The sequence below is a fragment of the Rhizobium sp. CB3060 genome (assembly GCF_025200735.1).
Classification (GTDB): Bacteria; Pseudomonadota; Alphaproteobacteria; order Rhizobiales; family Rhizobiaceae; genus Rhizobium.
In genome coordinates, this window is sequence record NZ_CP104159.1 from 875,131 (window position 1) to 892,483 (window position 17,353).

The 17,353-nt window shown below is 59.2% G+C and carries 16 protein-coding genes; 2 read left to right on the forward strand and 14 right to left on the reverse strand.

Going from position 1 to position 17,353, the window contains the following annotated elements; translation table 11 throughout:
- Nucleotides 1-20: 20 nt before the first annotated feature.
- The 13 genes from N2601_RS23410 to N2601_RS23470 all read right to left on the reverse strand — a co-directional run bounded on the left by N2601_RS23410 (nt 21) and on the right by N2601_RS23470 (nt 12,760).
- Complete coding sequence (locus tag N2601_RS23410; protein WP_104826722.1) at nt 21-713, reverse strand: response regulator transcription factor; 693 nt, start codon at nt 711-713, stop codon at nt 21-23.
- Complete coding sequence (locus tag N2601_RS23415) at nt 710-3,421, reverse strand: sensor histidine kinase (RefSeq protein ID WP_104826723.1); 2,712 nt, start codon at nt 3,419-3,421, stop codon at nt 710-712. The genes N2601_RS23410 and N2601_RS23415 overlap by 4 nt, the downstream gene beginning before the upstream one ends.
- Nucleotides 3,422-3,484: 63 nt before the next feature.
- Entirely contained in the window at nt 3,485-4,057 is a 573-nt protein-coding gene (gene kdpC / locus N2601_RS23420; RefSeq protein WP_104826724.1) for a potassium-transporting ATPase subunit KdpC, read from the reverse strand.
- A 12-nt stretch (nt 4,058-4,069) separates the two neighbouring features.
- The gene (gene kdpB, locus N2601_RS23425; protein WP_104826725.1) at nt 4,070-6,160 is read right to left on the reverse strand and encodes a potassium-transporting ATPase subunit KdpB; all 2,091 of its coding nucleotides are present in this window, start codon (nt 6,158-6,160) and stop codon (nt 4,070-4,072) included.
- Nucleotides 6,161-6,207: 47 nt separating this feature from the next.
- Nucleotides 6,208-6,369 (reverse strand): hypothetical protein, encoded by a 162-nt coding sequence (locus N2601_RS23430; protein ID WP_158704570.1) that lies wholly within the window; start codon nt 6,367-6,369, stop codon nt 6,208-6,210.
- Between the two features lie 9 nt (nt 6,370-6,378).
- Entirely contained in the window at nt 6,379-8,082 is a 1,704-nt protein-coding gene (gene kdpA, locus N2601_RS23435) for a potassium-transporting ATPase subunit KdpA (protein WP_104826726.1), read from the reverse strand.
- Nucleotides 8,083-8,114: 32 nt separating this feature from the next.
- Nucleotides 8,115-8,204 (reverse strand): K(+)-transporting ATPase subunit F, encoded by a 90-nt coding sequence (gene kdpF, locus N2601_RS23440; protein WP_034509905.1) that lies wholly within the window; start codon nt 8,202-8,204, stop codon nt 8,115-8,117.
- A 523-nt stretch (nt 8,205-8,727) separates the two neighbouring features.
- Nucleotides 8,728-9,600, reverse strand: coding sequence for an SDR family NAD(P)-dependent oxidoreductase (locus tag N2601_RS23445; RefSeq protein WP_104826727.1), 873 nt, complete (start codon nt 9,598-9,600; stop codon nt 8,728-8,730).
- A complete protein-coding gene (locus N2601_RS23450) occupies nt 9,597-10,388 on the reverse strand; it encodes a hypothetical protein (protein ID WP_104826728.1) in 792 nt (263 codons plus the stop codon). Before N2601_RS23450 ends, N2601_RS23445 begins: the two co-directional genes overlap by 4 nt.
- 10 nt (nt 10,389-10,398) lie before the next feature.
- Nucleotides 10,399-10,992 carry a protein-S-isoprenylcysteine O-methyltransferase gene (locus N2601_RS23455; RefSeq protein ID WP_104827878.1) on the reverse strand — a complete coding sequence of 198 codons (594 nt, stop codon included), beginning with the start codon at nt 10,990-10,992 and terminating at the stop codon, nt 10,399-10,401.
- Between the two features lie 143 nt (nt 10,993-11,135).
- A complete protein-coding gene (locus N2601_RS23460) occupies nt 11,136-11,714 on the reverse strand; it encodes a hypothetical protein (RefSeq protein ID WP_104826729.1) in 579 nt (192 codons plus the stop codon).
- 145 nt (nt 11,715-11,859) lie between these two features.
- Nucleotides 11,860-11,982, reverse strand: a complete 123-nt coding sequence (locus tag N2601_RS23465; protein ID WP_104826730.1) for an ABC transporter — start codon at nt 11,980-11,982, stop codon at nt 11,860-11,862.
- 181 nt (nt 11,983-12,163) lie between these two features.
- Complete coding sequence (locus tag N2601_RS23470; protein WP_104826731.1) at nt 12,164-12,760, reverse strand: L,D-transpeptidase; 597 nt, start codon at nt 12,758-12,760, stop codon at nt 12,164-12,166.
- A gap of 297 nt (nt 12,761-13,057) precedes the next feature.
- Here N2601_RS23470 and N2601_RS23475 point away from each other — a divergent pair, with 297 nt between their 5' ends.
- Nucleotides 13,058-13,813, forward strand: coding sequence for an SDR family NAD(P)-dependent oxidoreductase (locus N2601_RS23475; protein ID WP_104826732.1), 756 nt, complete (start codon nt 13,058-13,060; stop codon nt 13,811-13,813).
- 337 nt (nt 13,814-14,150) lie between these two features.
- On the forward strand, nt 14,151-15,113 hold the full coding sequence (locus N2601_RS23480) for a GGDEF domain-containing protein (RefSeq protein ID WP_104826733.1): 963 nt from the start codon (nt 14,151-14,153) through the stop codon (nt 15,111-15,113).
- A gap of 150 nt (nt 15,114-15,263) precedes the next feature.
- Here N2601_RS23480 and N2601_RS23485 read toward each other — a convergent pair whose 3' ends face one another.
- Nucleotides 15,264-17,165: a hypothetical protein gene (locus tag N2601_RS23485; RefSeq protein ID WP_260305060.1), complete on the reverse strand. Its 1,902-nt coding sequence runs from the start codon at nt 17,163-17,165 to the stop codon at nt 15,264-15,266.
- Between the last annotated feature and the right edge of the window lie 188 nt (nt 17,166-17,353).

A 17,353-nucleotide genomic window follows, 5' to 3' on the forward strand; every position in this document is an offset into this window, starting at 1 on the left:
CAAACCAGAGGATTACAGCTTCATTCCGGCTCACGCAGACGATAGCCGACGCCGGTCTCCGTGGTGATGTATTGGGGCTGATCCGGAATCTGTTCTACCTTCTGCCGGAGCTGACGGACATAGACGCGCAGATACTGCACATCCGCCGCCGGACCCCAGACCTGCTTCAACAGGAACTGATGCGTCAGCACCTTGCCGGCATGCTGCGCCAGCACGCGCAGGATGTCATATTCCTTCGGCGAGAGTTTCACTTCCTTGCCGTCGACCTTGACGATGCGCTTGACGAGATCGATCGACAGGCCGCCGGTCTGGAAAATCGCTTTTTCGCCCTGCTGCTGCAGACGGTGGCGAAGCGCGACGCGTATGCGCGCTCCGAGTTCGTTCATGCCGAAAGGCTTGGTGACATAGTCGTCGGCGCCGGTTTCCAGCGCCTTGACAATGCCCGCCTCGTCGGTGCGGCTCGAGAGAATGACGACGGGCATTTGCAATCCGTCCTCGCGCCATTCCTGCAAGAGGTCATGGCCCGGCTTGTCGGGTAGACCGAGGTCGAGCACGATCAGGTCGGGCTGATCCTCCTTTACGGAAAGCCGCGCCGCGGCAGCGTTCTGGGCTTCGTTGACGGCATAGCCTTGCGCGCTCAGGCCGACACGCAGCAATTTGCGGATCGGCGGCTCGTCATCGACAACGAGTATCTTGACGGCAGTCGTGTTCATTTCAGGTCATCCAGCTTGGGAACATCCGTGGGTTTCGGCAGGCGAATGGTGAAGACCGCGCCTTGGCGATCCGTGCGGTTGCCTGCCGTGATCGTGCCGCCCATGGCCTCTATGAAGCCGCGGCAGATAGAAAGGCCAAGACCTGTGCCGGCCCGCACCTGATCGCCCTTGCGCACGCGATAGAAGATATCGAAGACGCGTTCGAGATCGGCGGGCGGAATGCCCTGGCCCTCGTCCATGACGCGGAAAACGATATTATCGATATCGGCCCAGGCCTCCAGGCGAATGGCAGACTCCTCCGGCGCATATTTGGCGGCATTGTCGAGCAGATTGAACAGCACCTGCTCGAAGAGTACGGGATCGACCCGAACCATCGGCAGATCGACCGGAATCTGTACTTCCACGCGATGCCGGGCGAGGATTTTCTCCCCACGCCGAAGTGCGCTGCCAACAATATCGCCGGCATAATGCAAAGCGTAATTCGGCTCCATGGCGCCGGACTCGATCTTGGTCATGTCGAGCAGATTGGCGATGAAGCGGTTCAGTCGTTCGGATTCATCAACCACCGTCGTCAGAAGATCAACCCGGTCCTCATGTGGCAGGGATTCCAGATAGTCGCGCAAGGTGCCGGCAGCCCCGAGGATCGCAGCGAGCGGCGTCTTGAGATCGTGCGAGATCGAGGTCAGCAAGGCAGAGCGCAGCCGGTCGGCCTCGACGGCCAATTTGGCCCGGTCGACATCGGCGACCAGTTGCACGCGCTCGATGGCAAGCGCTGCCTGATCGGCCAGCGCATCGAGAAGGCGCTGCTGCTCCGGCGTCAATAGCGGACCGTCACGGCGGTCGCTGTCGAGGCCGATGACACCGACGGCCGTGCGGCCGGTACGCAGCGGCACATAAAGGCGTTTGGCGCCCGGCAGCGTATCGGCGCCACGCCCGGCGGCATGATTGTGTTCCCAGGCCCAGCGCGCGGCGGCGATATCGGCATCGTCAAGCGTATCGTCAGGCGGATAGCCGGCCTTTACGGCAATCGTGCCATCCTCCGGCAGCAGCAGCACCACGCGCACCTTCAGCATCGAAGCGAGCTGGAAGGCCGTCGCCCAGAGCACGTCATCGAGTGTACCGGTACCGGCAAGCTTCTTCGAAAAAAGATAAAGATCCTCAGTCGTGCGCGCCCGCTGGCGTGCCGCGGCGGCCTGCCGTTGCACGGTTGCGGTCAGATTGCTGGCGACGATGGCGACGCCGAGGAAGAAGAAGAAGGCGAGCACGCTTTCCGGATCGCTGATCGTCAGCGTGTAGCGCGGCGGCAGGAAGAAGAAGTTGAAGGCAAGCGCACCAAGAAGGCAGGAATAAAGGGCCGGCCGCAAGCCTTGCGTCACGGCAGAGGCCAATACGGCCATCAAGAAGACTAGGGCCAGATTGCGGACGTCAAGCACTTGGTCGAGGATGACGCAGAAGCCGAGGGCGACGGCGACATAGAGCGTCGCCAGGATGTAGCCGCGAAGCTGGAACGGGGTAGGCGAGGGCGCCGCTCTGACGCCACGGCTTGCCGCCGAGCCTTCCGCGTCGCTGCCGGAAATGACATGAACGCTGATGTCGCCGGCCTTGCGGATCAATTCGTAGGAGACGGAGCGCTTGGACCAATCCCGCCATGTTCCGATCTTAGGCGAGCCAATGACGATATGGGTAACATTGTTGCTGGCCGAATGACGAAGCAGTTCTTCGGCGACCTCGCGGCCGGGAATAGTAATGGCTTCGCCGCCGAGTTGTTCGGCAAGCCGCAACGTCGCCGCAATGGTGTCACGCTGCGCTTCCGTCAGGCTGATAGACCGATTGGTCTCGACATAAACGGCTGCCCAAGGCGCGCGCAGGCGCGAGGCCATGCGGGCCGCATAGCGCACCAGCGAAGTGGAGCGCGGATGATGGTCGATGGAGACCAAAACACGCTCGCCTGCGGCCCACGGGCCGGGGATCGCATGCGCCTGCATGTGGGTCAGAAGCTGGTCGTCGACCCGTTGCGCCGTGCGCCTCAATGCCAGCTCGCGCAGCGCCGTCAGATTGCCGGGAGTGAAATAATTGGTTAGCGCTCGCTCGGCTGTCTTCGACACATAGACCTTGCCGTCATGCAGGCGCTTGATCAGGTCATCGGGCGTCAGATCGATGATTTCCACATCGTCTGCCATGTCGATGATCGAATCCGGCACGGTTTCGCGCACACGCACGCGGGTGATCTGCGACACCACGTCGTTCAGGCTTTCGACATGCTGGATATTCAGCGTCGTATAGACGTCGATGCCGCGGTCCAGCAGCTCCTTGACGTCCAGATAACGCTTCGGGTGGCGGCTGCCCTGGGCATTGGTGTGGGCGAGTTCGTCGACGAGCACAAGGCCGGGACGGCGCTTCAGGATGGCATCGAGGTCCATCTCGTCGAGCGGGCGGCCCTTGTAATCGATATTGACCCGCGGAATGATCTCGAAGCCTTCGAGCAGGGCCTGCGTTTCCCGCCGACCATGGGTCTCGACCACGCCGACGACGACATCGACGCCGTCGGCAATCTTCGCCTTGCCGGAGATCAGCATTTCGTAGGTCTTGCCGACGCCGGGCGCAGCACCCAGAAAGATCTTCAGGCGGCCGCGCGTTTCCTGCCGAGCCTTCTCCAGAAGCGCGTCGGGTGAGGGCCTGCTCAGCGTATCGCGGCTATCGTCTGGCATTGATTATTGCTCTTTCATGACGGCGGAAGTTGAGGTGGCGCTCGCCACCTCAACCCCTTGGTCTCACTGAGTCATAGAAGCATCCAACGCCTGGTTCAATGCCAGGACGTTGATGACAGGTTCGCCGAGAACCCCGAGTTCGCGCGGCTCGATGGCGGCATCGACGATCGTGCGGACCTTGGCCTCATCCATGCCACGCGCCTTGGCGACACGCGGGATCTGGAAGTACGCGTCCTCCGGCGAGATATCCGGATCGAGACCGCTGCCCGACGTCGTAACCAGATCGATCGGGACCGGCACATTCGGATTCTCCGCCTGCAGTTTTGCGACATCGCCCTTGATGCGGTCGAGCATCTTCTGGCTGGTCGGGCCGAGGTTGGAGCCGCCGGAGGACGAAGCGTCATAGCCGTTGGTGCCGGCAGCCGAGGGGCGGCCGTGGAAATAGCGGTCGGAGGTGAAATTCTGGCCGATGAGCGTCGAGCCGATCACCTTGCCGTCCTTTTCCACCAGGCTACCATTTGCCTGGTAAGGGAAGAGCGCCTGGGCGGCACCAGTCATGGCGATCGGATAGAGAAGGCCGGTGACGGCGGTGGTGACGACGATCATGACGATGGCCGGTCTGATTTGTTTGAGCATGACAAGAACTCCTTAGGCGAGGCCCATGGCGGTAACCGCCATGTCGATGGCCTTGATGCCGATGAAAGGCACGATGATGCCGCCGACGCCATAGATCAGCAGGTTTCGGCTGAGCAGGGCGCCTGCACCGATCGGGCGATAACGAACGCCCTTCAGCGACAGGGGGATCAGGGCAATGATGATCAGCGCGTTGAAGATGATTGCCGACAGGATGGCGCTTTGCGGCGTTGCCAGCCCCATGACGTTCAGCATCTTCAGTTGCGGATAGAAGGCGATGAACATCGCGGGGATGATGGCGAAGTATTTGGCGATGTCGTTGGCGATCGAGAAGGTGGTCAGCGCACCGCGGGTCATCAGCAACTGCTTGCCGATCTCCACGATTTCGATGAGCTTCGTCGGGTCGCTGTCGAGGTCAACCATGTTGCCGGCCTCGCGGGCGGCGACCGTGCCGGTGTTCATGGCGACGCCGACGTCAGCCTGGGCAAGCGCCGGGGCGTCATTGGTGCCGTCGCCGCACATGGCGACGAGCTTGCCCTGCGCCTGCTCCTCGCGCATCAGCGCCAGCTTCATTTCCGGCGTTGCCTGAGCGAGGAAGTCGTCCACGCCGGCTTCGGCGGCGATGGCGGCGGCCGTCAGCGGATTGTCGCCGGTGATCATCACAGTGCGGATGCCCATGCGGCGCAGTTCGGCGAAGCGCTCGCGGATGCCGCCCTTGACGATATCCTTGAGCTGGATGACGCCGAGCAGGCGACCGTCGCGGGCGACTGCAAGCGGCGTGCCGCCGGCCTTGGAGATTTCGTCCGATATCGTCTGCAGATCGCGGATCGTCTCGCTGTTGGTGCGCGACATCACGGTCGCACCGGCGTCAGAGGCGAAAGCTGCGCTGCCGTTGACATAAGCAAGAACCGCGTCCACAGCGCCCTTGCGGATCGAGGAGCCCTCGATATCGACGCCGCTCATGCGGGTCTGGGCGGTGAAGGGCACGAAGGTAGCCTTCAGACTGGTCATATCGCGGCCGCGGATCGCGTATTTCTCCTTGGCAAGCACGACGATCGAGCGTCCTTCGGGCGTCTCATCGGCGAGCGAAGCGAGCTGCGCAGCGTCTGCCAGATCCTGCTCCGTCACGCCTTTGACCGGGCGGAAGGATGTGGCCTGACGGTTGCCGAGGGTAATCGTGCCGGTCTTGTCCAGAAGCAGCGTGTCGACGTCGCCGGCGGCTTCGACGGCGCGGCCGGACATGGCAAGCACATTAAAGCGCACCAGACGGTCCATGCCGGCGATGCCGATCGCCGATAGCAGCGCGCCGATCGTGGTCGGGATCAGCGTCACGAACAGGGCGACGAGAACGACGGTTGGGATCGAGCCGCCGGCATAGGCCGCAAAGCTCGGGATCGTCACCGTGGCCAGCACGAAGATCAGCGTCATGCCGGCAAGCAGGATGTTAAGGGCGATCTCGTTCGGCGTCTTCTGGCGTTCCGCGCCTTCGACGAGCGCGATCATGCGGTCGATGAAGGTCGAGCCGGCAGCCGCGGTGATGCGGACACGAATTTCGTCGGACAGCACCTGCGTACCACCGGTGACGGCCGAACGGTCGCCGCCGGATTCGCGGATGACGGGAGCCGATTCACCGGTGATCGCCGCTTCGTTGACCGAGGCGACGCCTTCAATGACTTCGCCATCGGAGGGGATGATATCTCCGGCTTCGACCAGGACGACATCGCCGACCTTGAGGCTGGTACCCGGCACCATCTTGTAATCGCTCCGACCATTGCCGGTCAGAAGCTTCGCCTGGGTCTCGGTGCGCGATTTGCGCAGCGACTCGGCCTGAGCCTTGCCGCGGCCTTCGGCGACGGCTTCGGCGAAGTTGGCAAACAGCACGGTAAACCAGAGCCAGATGTTGATCTGGAGGGAGAAGCCGAGATTGCCGCCGCCCGTCAAAAGATCGCGCAGGAAGAGGACGGTGGTCAGCGCCGAGACGACGGCAACCACGAACATGACGGGGTTTTTGGCTAGTGTCCGTGGGTTCAGCTTCTTGAAAGCGGCGCCCACGGCCGGAATGAGGATGCGAGAATCCAAAATACTCGCGGATTTTAACTGGCTCATAAGAGACTCCAGCGTGAAGAGGGACACGGCGGATCGGGATTGCCCGGTCAGCCCAGTAAAATTCCGAAGACCACAAGGCCGAGAAACAGCGTGACCATCGCAGCCAGGATGACGTCGGAAGCGCAGGCCATCCCGGCCGTGCCACGCCCCCTATCGAAGGGGCGTGGATCGATGAGCTTTCGAAGCCTGATGAACATGGGCTGCGACATCGCGGATCCTTAGAAGGTCTGTCCGGCAATCATCGACAGGTGCTCGACGATCGGGCCGAGCGCCAGCGCCGGGAAGAAGGTCAGCCCGCCGACGATCAGGATCGTGCCGACCAACAGTCCGACGAACAGCGGGCCATCTGTCGGGAAGGTACCGGCGGAGGCTGGAACCGTCTTCTTGGCAATCAACGAGCCGGCAATGGCGAGCGCCGGAACGATGACCAGGAAGCGACCGATCAGCATGACGATGCCGAGCGTGATGTTGTACCAGGGCGTATTGCCGGAAAGACCGCCGAAGGCCGAGCCGTTATTGGCGGCTGCCGAGCTATAGGCATAGAGGATTTCCGAAAAGCCGTGCGGACCGGGGTTGCCGATGGACGCAACGGCGGACGGCAGCACGGAAGCGATGGCGGTGAAGATCAGCATGCCGAAGGGCAGGCAAAGCACGGCAAGCATCGCCATCTTCACTTCCTTGGCCTCGATCTTCTTGCCGAGATATTCCGGCGTACGCCCAACCATCAGGCCAGCGACGAAGATGGCGATGATGACGAACATCAGGATGCCGTAGAAACCGGCACCGACGCCACCGACGATGACTTCGCCGAGCTGCAGGTTGATGAGCGGGATCATGCCGCCGATCGCCGTGAAGCTGCCATGCATGGCGTTTACCGCGCCACAGGATGCCGCCGTGGTGATGACCGCAAACAGCGAGGACAGCGTGATGCCGAAGCGGACTTCCTTGCCTTCCATATTACCGCCCTGGATGCCGAGCGCATGCACCAGCGGATTGCCGGCTGCTTCAGCCCAATAGGTGATGATGACGCCGGCGATGAACAGCACGCCCATCGCACCGAGGATTGCCCAACCCTGGCGCTGATTGCCGACCATGCGTCCGAAGACGTTGGTGAGCGCAGCACCGATCGCAAAGATCGCCAGCATCTGGATGAGGTTGGAGATCGCATCCGGGTTTTCGAAGGGGTGAGCGGAGTTGGCGTTGAAGAAGCCGCCGCCGTTGGTGCCAAGCATCTTGATCGCAAGCTGCGAAGCGACCGGGCCGACGGCGATCGTCTGCTGTGCGCCTTCGAGCGTCGTGGCGTTGACATAGGGGCCGAGCGTCTGCGGCACGCCGAGATAGACAAAGACCAGCGTCATGACGATGCAGGCGGGAAGCAGGATGTAGAGCGTCGCCCGGGTCAGATCGACCCAGAAATTGCCGATCGCCTTGCCGGAAGCGCGCGAGAAGGCGCGGATGAGCGCTATCGCGATGGCGATACCGGTTGCGGCGGAGACGAAGTTCTGGACGGTGAGGCCGGCCATCTGCACGAGATAGGACATCGTGCTTTCGCCGCCGTAGTTCTGCCAATTCGTATTGGTCACGAAGCTGGTGGCGGTGTTGAACGAAAGCTCAGGGCCGATCGAGGCCATGCCGGCAGGATTATAAGGCAGGCTCGCCTGGAACCGCTGCAGGAAATACAGCACAAAAAAGCCGGCGAGGCTGAATAGCAGCATGGAGATCGAATAGGTCGTCCAATGCTGCTCCTCACGCTCATCCGTTCCCGCGATGCGATAAAGTCCCCGTTCCAAAGGACCGAGAACGTAGGAGAGAATCGTGCGCTCGCCCGTGAAGACACGCGTCATGTAACCGCCGAGCGGTTTGACGAGCAGAAGGAGGATCCCGATATAAATCAGAATCTGAAGCCATCCATTGAAGGTCATGGTGGTAACTTTCCCTACCCGGCGCTATCGAATTAGAAGCGCTCAGGGCGAATGAGAGCGTAGATCAGGTAAGCGGTGAGAAACAGGGTCACGCCGCCGCCGAGAATGTAATCCAGGAGCATTGGTGTCTCTCCGACTAAAGGCTGTCGCAGGCTTTGGTGTAAGCGACGCACAGGATGAAGAATAAAACACCGATCCCGATAAGAAGAATGTCCATCATTGATCGTTGATCCTTGATTTGTTCTTGTTGAGCGCCGAAATAGACTGAAGGCACCTTCGAAGAAGGCGCCCTTCACATCCTCCCGGCGGGGAGATCATCTTGCGAATATCTCGGACATCAATATGCGGCCGAACAGCATTAAGGTTCGAGACGGCGGGTGAGGGAAAGATATAAAAATCTTATAAATGCCGGGCCTGGGTGGCGGAACGAAACCGTAATGGGACACAAGGTCTGGGCTACCGGCGAACCGCTCCGCAATCCCGGCTTTTCGGGCGTTTTCTTTAATAAAATCAATGAAATTGCGTGTTTTGACGGACGGAAGCGCGGGATTGGCCTAATAAAATGAAATGGGACCGGCACCGGCCTGCCAATATGGCAGGAGGCGGACGAGCACGCCATTTTCGATATAGGGGAGGGTGAAGCCGTCAGCGACTTCCGACGCTCTGGCGGCCGGCGCCGCAGCATTTATTGAACTTTTCACCTGAGCCGCAGGGACATGGATCGCCGCTGCGACGTTGCAATCGACCAATCAATGGCAGCAGAACAACGGAAGGCAACAACCTCGCCGCAACGGCAACCAGCTTGGCCGAGATGCCCGGCACGACGAGACGGCGGCCGGATTTGAATCCGCGCCAGGCGCGTTCAGCCACATAAGCCGAATCCAGCTTGGGTAGAATCTTGAATAGCGTCGCCCGGCCAGCGCCGGATCTTTCGAGGAATTCCGTGGACACCGGCCCCGGGGCGACACATGTGACGGTCACGCCAGTGCGGCGTAGTTCCTGATGAAGCGCCTCCGAAAAGGAACGCACGAAGCTTTTGCTGGCATAGTATAACGCCATATTCGGCCCCGGAAGGAACCCCGCTATGGAGCCGAGATTGATCACGCCGCCGCGCCGCCGTGCTGCCATTTCCGGCAAAAAGCGAAGGGTCAGATCGGTGAGGGCGCGTATGTTGAGATCAACGATCCCAAGCTGATCTTCGATAGGAAGGATGGTCGCCGCGCCACGCAAACCATATCCAGCGCTATTGATGAGAACATCACAGACCAAACCGTTTGCGGACAAGAAATCATGAAGACGCGTCGATGCATCGGACGCGACAATATCCAGCTCCAGTGCGTAAGCTTCGCCGCCGGCTTCCCGCACGTCAGCCGCAGCAGCCACTAGACCTTCCGATGACCGCGCAACAAGCACGACAGCAGCCCGCTCGCGAGCAACGATCTTGGCCATTGCCCTCCCGATGCCACGCGATGCACCGACGACCACGACTGCAAGGCGCCCCTCTTGCTGAAGGCTCATGTCGCAGTTCCAACGGCGGCCGTGCTGGGCACAGCTTCGCTTTGAGCAAGGGCTCTTACTTCACAGGCAACGTCGTCGTTCAATATCTTTTCGAACCGCTCCAGAGCTCGCGCCACATTGGCCCCGTCCATCACTCTATGGTCGTAGTGAATGCGCACGGTTACCGTTCCGTTCTTGCTGATCGGGCCGTAGTTCAGCAGCGTCGTCAATGGCGTAAGCGGATTGAGGGACTCTGCTCCGAGACCCGAATAGACCGACAGTTGAAACGTGCCAAAAAAGCGTGGCCGTTGTCTGCCGATATTCAACCCAAGCCACATCATCAGCCATCTAAGGGGCCCCGGCAGACGCGCAAATTTCAACATCCGCCGGAATTCCTTTATTTCAAGAACCGGACGTGACCGAGCGGCCGTGGTGAGCGCCTCGAGCTCGGTGATGGATCTCTTCTCGGGGCGCTTTATGAGGCTGAGCAATACGACCCTCTCACCCTCATGTTCGCGCTCATGGGCAATTGAGGCCACGCTTTCCGGGTATTCATAAAGCTGCGCTCTGGGCAACTTGACGTAAGCGCGCCGCAATTCCGGAATCTCGCTGGCAAGAAGCGCGTATCCCTTCAGGAAAAGCACGGTCCAGGACGGCCTCATTGGCTGTGTCTGCATCGCTCTGGCGGCCAGCAGCGGACCAAGATTCATCTGCCGCTGCACCGCAACCCGCGGCACGCCGATCGAGAATCTCATCAAATCTCCGACAAGACGTCGTGATGCTGATAGCTTGACGGTTCGCCCTCGCATGGTGCCACCTCTAATAGAGATAAGGGATAATTCGCTTCGTGCGATCCATATAGGCGCGATAGTCGGGGCCGAAATGTTGCAGCATCATACGCTCTTCTTTGTCTACCCGTAGGAAATAAAGGATTGCAAAGCCCAACAGGCCTGCCAACCCCACCACCCAGTTCGACAGCAAAAAGGCTTGTCCAAGCCCCATGAGCAGGAAAGAGGTGTACATTGGATGGCGGACGAGGGCGTATGGGCCGCTGCAAACCAGCTTGTGCTTTTCGCGGATCTCCAGCGTTATCGACCAGTTCTTGCCGAGCTCCTTATGGGTCCTGCGGAAAACCCACATTGCTGCGAAGGACAAAATCGTTCCAACGCCGACGGCCCATGCATGGGCAGGATAATCGGCCATCCGTGGAATGCCCGTCGCGACATAGATTCCGGGCACAACCGCAAGGCCCAGAAGAGCCGCGGCGAGCCCGATGGTCTCGATCTGTGAGCGTTGATCTTGGATAACCCGTAAACGCTTGGCGCGACGTGCGAATGGATAGCGAATAACGTACCAGGCGACGACCCCGAGCACCCAGATGATTTGGCCGGCCCCTGCTGCCGATGCGGTCAAATTGTTCACCAAAGCCTTTCTGCAATCCGCGATCGTCGACGCACCCCAGCGATACGACCACGCTCGCTCCCCAGTTTCATCGACAATTTAGCGGAAGAATCAAATAGTACCAGAGCAGCTCGCCGACTCGCTGAGATAACGCCTCAAGCCGTGTTTAGCTCTCGAAGCTGCGTAATGAACTGTTGCGGCCTGAGCCAGATACCGGGAGTCTTATATCCCATGTGTCGTGCGATGTTCCCCACCCAGGCATTGCAATTGTCGACCGTTGCTTGCCACAGATGGGAAGTGGCCTGCTGCTTGCGTATGAAAGCAACAACATCAGCGTATTCGGCATCGCTAAGCATGACTCGCCAGCTAGCCGACCTGTACTGTTCTTCCAGGTCACCATCGGTCGCTCCGGTCGTGGCCGGCACCGGTACAAAATGGCCCAAGACGTAAGGCCCAGGATCCGGCGAGGCCGGCGCAAGGCCCGCAACTTCGGGATCGATCATCTTCCCATTCTCGTCGGCGCGTCCAAAGACCACATAGGTATGGCCGTAGGTGAGTGCATAGCGCGAACGAAATTCGATAAAGTGGCCGGCTTTGTTTTGAGCGGAGGCTGTTGCCGGGCCATGGCGGTTGGAAGTGTACCGGGGTTGGGGACTTTTATCTTCCGTCTGGCACGATGCTGTCGCCAACGCCAACAGGATTGCAAGCGAAAGGCCACCCATTCCACGCATCATCGGTACGCTCCATTAGAAAGCCCTGACAAGCGCGGGGCTTGAAGTAAGCGATCAATTCTTCGCCATTGTGATTGTAAGCAGGATCATTTGGCGGGTTTTGGGAGGGGGGGTCTAATCCGGCCCCCCCTCTCATTTAAGGCTAACCTTACTTGTAGACTGCCGCTGCTGCGGGCGGCGGTGCCTTACCCTTTCCTTTGCCAATGTCTGCGCAAGCGCTGAGATTGGCAACGGCTAAAACAGAGATGATTGCGATTAGAATTCTGCTCATCAAAGAAGTCCTCTCTCCTCAGGATTGCATTACTTATGGTAGGCAACGAATCAAATAGTAGTCACAACTAACATATAGGCCTAGTGCAGAAAGAACACACTGCGACGGATTATCTGTGTTTTTTCTAACCTTCTTAAGTTGCCCGTGGTCAAACTGTTGGGGTCGATGAATGAACATTCGATCAGATGACCAGCACCCGCGTCCCTACAGGGGCGCGGCTATAGAGGTCGACAATATTTGAGTTTGTCAGACGGATGCATCCGTTAGACACCGCATGACCTATCGACCAGGGAGCGTTTGTACCATGCAGCCGGAACATGGTGTCATGTCCGTCCTGGTAGAGGTAGAGAGCCGCCGCGCCTAGTGGATTGAGCGGCCCGCCCGGCACGCCGTCCGCATACTGCATCAGACGAGGCTTACGTTGCATCATGTCATCGGTGGGCTTCCACGACGGCCACTCCGCCTTACGTCCGATGGTGGCTTCCCCTTTGAAGCTCAACCCCTCTTCACCAACAGCAACGCCGTAACGCGTTGCCCGGCCACCTTGCTCGATGAAGTAGAGATAGCGCTCCGACGTATTGACGACAATCGTTCCCGGCGGTTCGCCTCCATCGTAAGCTACCTCTTGTCGCCGAAGGCGAGAATCGTTATCCGGGTCCCTCCCAAAGACGTTGTATCCAAGCGGAGGTCCATCCTGCGACCCCGACACGCATCCAGAAATCATCAAAGTCAGACTACCGAGCACCAGCCCCCGGCGCGTGACGCGGCTTTCGTCCATTTCCACCTGCCCAACAATAGATCAGCCCTACGCTCGTCTTTAACATCGCCGCGTTTCAGAAGCTATCACCACATTAGCTGATTCTGATTGAGTGATTTGAGAAACATCGAAAACCGAAAGCTGCATCTGTTATGATTGTTGAGCGAGCGGCGTGGGGTCTTACACGGGCTCTACCATTCAGACGCTGGATACGGCTCCGCGCGGCTGCAAATGTGCAGTTGTGTATCGTCGAGGAAACCACTTGCATCAACCATCGGCCTCTGCTCGATTAGCACGAACTAAAAGGGGAGGGATATTATGAAGCTAGGCCTCGACGGAAAAGTCGCGGTTGTGACAGGGGCTGGCTCTGGGATCGGGGCCGCTATTTCCCTTCAACTTGCCGACGAGGGAGCCAAGATTGTCGTTGCCGATCTTGACGCCGATGGAGCGCGGCGCGTCGCCGGCGAGATTTGCGCGCAGGGAGGCCAGGCTTGCGCCTTTGCAGTCGACGTTTCCGATGCAGAAGCCGTCAAGCGGTTAGTCGATTTCAGCGTCCAAACCTATGGTGGCCTACATTTGGCGGTCAACAACGCGGGGTTCGATGGTGTGCGAAAGGCAACCGCGGACTACCCGCTCGACCAGTGGCGGAAGTTGATGAGCGTCAATCTGGATGGCGCCTTTTACTGCATGAAATATGAGATCGCCGCCATGCTGTCGGGCGGCGGCGGCGCTATCGTCAACATAGCTTCCATCCTCGGTTCGGTTGGATTGCCCTTTGCATCGGCGTATACGGCGGCCAAGCATGGTGTTGTAGGACTGACGAAGGCTGCCGCAATCGAATATGCGCGAATGGGCATCCGTATCAATGCCGTCGGTCCCGGTTGGATTCAAACGCCGCTTCTGTCGGAGCATTCGGAAGCAACAAGCACCCGACGTATGGAATTACTCCAGCCCATGGGCAGACGCGGAAACCCTGAGGAAGTGGCGGCTCTCGTATGTTTCCTTCTATCGGAACAGGCAAGCTTCATCACCGGGAGCTGCCATCTGGTGGACGGGGCTTATACTGCCCATTAAACTTAGCAAAACCGAACCAAAGATGGCGAGCTGCTTTGTGCGGCCAACAAACTGCACAGCCGCCGCCCTCGCAGTGAGGTTGCGCTCCCTAAATATTAAGGATTTTCAGCTATTTCCTTCGACAGCTTGTGAGACTCAGACCGGGGCGTGGAAACGCTACAAGGTTAGGAATAAGCATGGTGGACGGGCGCGCAGGCTTAAGCCAAAGGCGTCTGTGCCAGACTAACCTCAGGTTTCCAACGCTCGGCTTCTGCAGCCTTGCGCATCTTTGATCCTCTGATGCGGCTAGTCCGGTTTTTGGCCGGCACACGGGCGGAAGGACGGTGTGTACGGAGGGATGACAACATTGCGGGAAGACTATCGAAGCCAGCGGAATGGCTATCTCGACGCCCCATTGTTTTCTCCGGAACAGTGGCTCAGCTCCCTGACGCCAACCGCCGTTTGGCGACTACTGATCCTCAGCTTAATCTGTATGGCAAGCTTGGATTGGCTTTTCCGGACCAGCGGCATTCACAATGTCGGCCTGCTCTATATGCTGCCAATTTGTGTCGCGTGCTGGCGTTTCGGTTTCAAAACTGGGATGAGCATCGCGGTCGCGGAAATCATATTGTCGGTTGCGACCACACTAGGAATTTCCGGTCATCTCGACGCAAACGCGATGGTCGAACTGGTAATGCAACTTATCAAGTTCGGATGTGTCGCTGGTGTCGTGACGCGCTTCCGGCAAAGTTTCGACCGGGAACGCCTCCTCGCGCGGCGAGATTGGATGACAGGAATTTTGAACCGGCAGGAGTTCCAACGCCAGGCTGAAGCAATGCTGTCATCGGCAACGACGCGCAATCAGCCTTTGCTACTTGCCTATTTCGATCTTGATGGCTTCAAGGCCGTTAACGATCGGTTCGGACACCAAGCAGGGGACCGGCTCCTGCAATGCCTTGCAGAAGAGGGGAAGGCACTAATCGGCTTGGAGGACTGTTTCGGACGGATGGGCGGCGACGAGTTTGCCATGTTAATAAAGCTATCCAAGGAAGAGTGCGCACCAGAAGTGGCTGAGCGGTTGCATGTGGGGTTCATGGCGGCATTGGAGAGCACTGGCCATAGTGTCACATGCAGCATGGGCGCGGTAGTCGCCCTTCCTGGTGACAGCGCTTCGCTGCACGAGCTGATGCGCCAGGCTGACCAGCTCATGTATGCGGTGAAACGCGATACGAAAGCTGGCTTCAGCTTGGCGAGTTGTACTCCTCCGTCTGACTCTGAATCCTTGCTGTCTCCAAGACGTCAGACATGCTCGGCATCATAAGGCGACGGATGTTTTCACGTCGAGGGCGGCGGGATCACCCAAACACGGTAAGTGGATTGGGACTTCTCGCTGATATTTCTGAAAGATTATAGTTCCATAAGATGCCTTATGCACTTTTAGGTTTGCGCGGGGGTGGGTTTAGGCGTTTCGTCAGGTATCCCTCTCGTAGCGATTCAGCCAATCTCGTCGCGGTCTCACGATGCGACCGGAGCCGCATCGTTCCTTGTCGAAACTTTCCGGCGCCTTCGGATTGACGCCTCCTGACGCCTCCCAGCGGGCGCGTTCTTCAGCCGCTGCAAAGCGAGCAATCGACTCGCGATTCCCTGGATCGCCGTCTGCCAGCATTTCCGCCACCAATTTGACGATTTGCGGGACGGCAACGCTCGTTCCGCTCATGGCGATCACAGACCCGCTTCTCGATCCGGCCCCGAGAATGCCGTTGTGAACCCGTGAATCGTCACTGACGCACGCCGCGTCCGGTCCGACGCGATGAGAAGGCTCGTTGCGGGTTGGCGCGACCGGACCGCCGGCTGCATATTTTGGCGGGGTGAGATCCTTCTGCTGGACCCCGCCGACCACGATTGTTTCATCTCCGGTAGCGATGGCGTTGATGAGGCCGCCTCGCCTGATGATACAAGGATTGCCCTTGTCATCCACGTCCACCACGTCGCCGGTTATAGGATCGAACCGACGATAGCAGTCTGCCTCGAAATAGGATTGCCGACCACGGCGCGAATATCCGTAGATCACATCGTCCCATTGAATCCATGCTTCCAGCTCCTGTTCGGGGCGCAGGCCGGAGTTCGTGATGATGACCTTCCAAACTCCTGCCGGCGCTGTCGCGTCGCCCGCCGCGGGGTTGTCGAGGGGTCGCAAGCGCGCCGTGGGTTGCAGCGAGATGATAAAAACGCCCCGTTTCGTGGGAGACGAACGAAAGGCGTAATGGGCACACGCGACGACATCGTCGTTCGAGACTAGCTGGACTCCCGAGCCCACCTCTTCCTTGAGGGGCGCACTCCGTAGCCCAGACGGTGTTTCGACGGCTACGGTCACCCGGCTCGCACCCGGCTTTCCTGGATCGTACGGCAACCAGATTTCCATCTGCGTTGGCGTACTATCATCGGGCTGAACGCGCCATTTGAGAGACACCGGAGTGCGGGTCCCATTGAATTTAACCGCGGCGTGGCATCGCGAAAGATTTGCATTACCAGCGGGCAAGACAATGCGCAGCGGTGCGCCCCGCTTGGTAACAAAACTGTCGAGAGCTTGCTCGAGATCGAGAGTGCCGTCGTGCGGTCCTGCGAGCATGCCATAGCTGAAATTGATGACAACCGGCAGCGGCCGCCATGAGCCGTCAGCCAGGTGACCCTTTCCTGCGAGCCGATCTGCTCGATCGAGGATATATTTGATCGCGGCCGTCGCAAATGTCTTGAGGTTCGAACCGGAGGTATCGGCCGTCACCGAAACCGGAAGCTGAACGGCGATGATCGGGCGGTTCATTGGCGCGTCGACTGGATCGTAGCCGGCCGCCTGATCGAGTACATGGGTGCCGTGCGATAGTCGCCAGGCCGCGGCCTTGTGGTCGGGATCACGAAAGTCGATCAGACCTGCCTCACGATAGAGCCCCTCCTCGTCAATCAGCCCAGCTTGGTCGTAAGCCTTCAAGAGTTTGTCGATACCTCCGCGCGGCGGCTGATCGGGTTTACATATATCGAGCTTACATATCTCGCTTCCGAAATCGACGGTTGAACCGTCATCGTCAAAGATGCCGTCCTGACGCCAGACATATTGAACACGTGAGCTGCCGTCAGCGAGCCGAAACCGCTCATGGGCAAAAGCGATTCCATCATCGATGATACCAATAACAACTGTATCCTTCGGCCAATGGCCAGGGGAGAAGACCGGTGGAGGGACAGGTTTCGATGCTGGCGTGCGGCTCTTCCAGTGTTTGGGCAGCGATTTCGAATTGAGGGGTAGGCTCATGTCGATCTGTTTCGCGGTCGTGCGAATTTGGCCGAATGGCCCCTCCCCGCGTGCTAGGTTATCGAACACGGCTCTTCTCACAAACGCGATCATGTGTTGGCCCTTTGTCGCATCATGATAGAGAGACGGTACGAAGACTCCACTTTCCCACCCGCCTTGCTGAGCATCGACCCTATGAAAGGTCCTCATCATGTCCACCATGGATTCGTCGAGCGGACCGATCGTACAGGGGATCAAGACGTCATCGTGACCCCGTG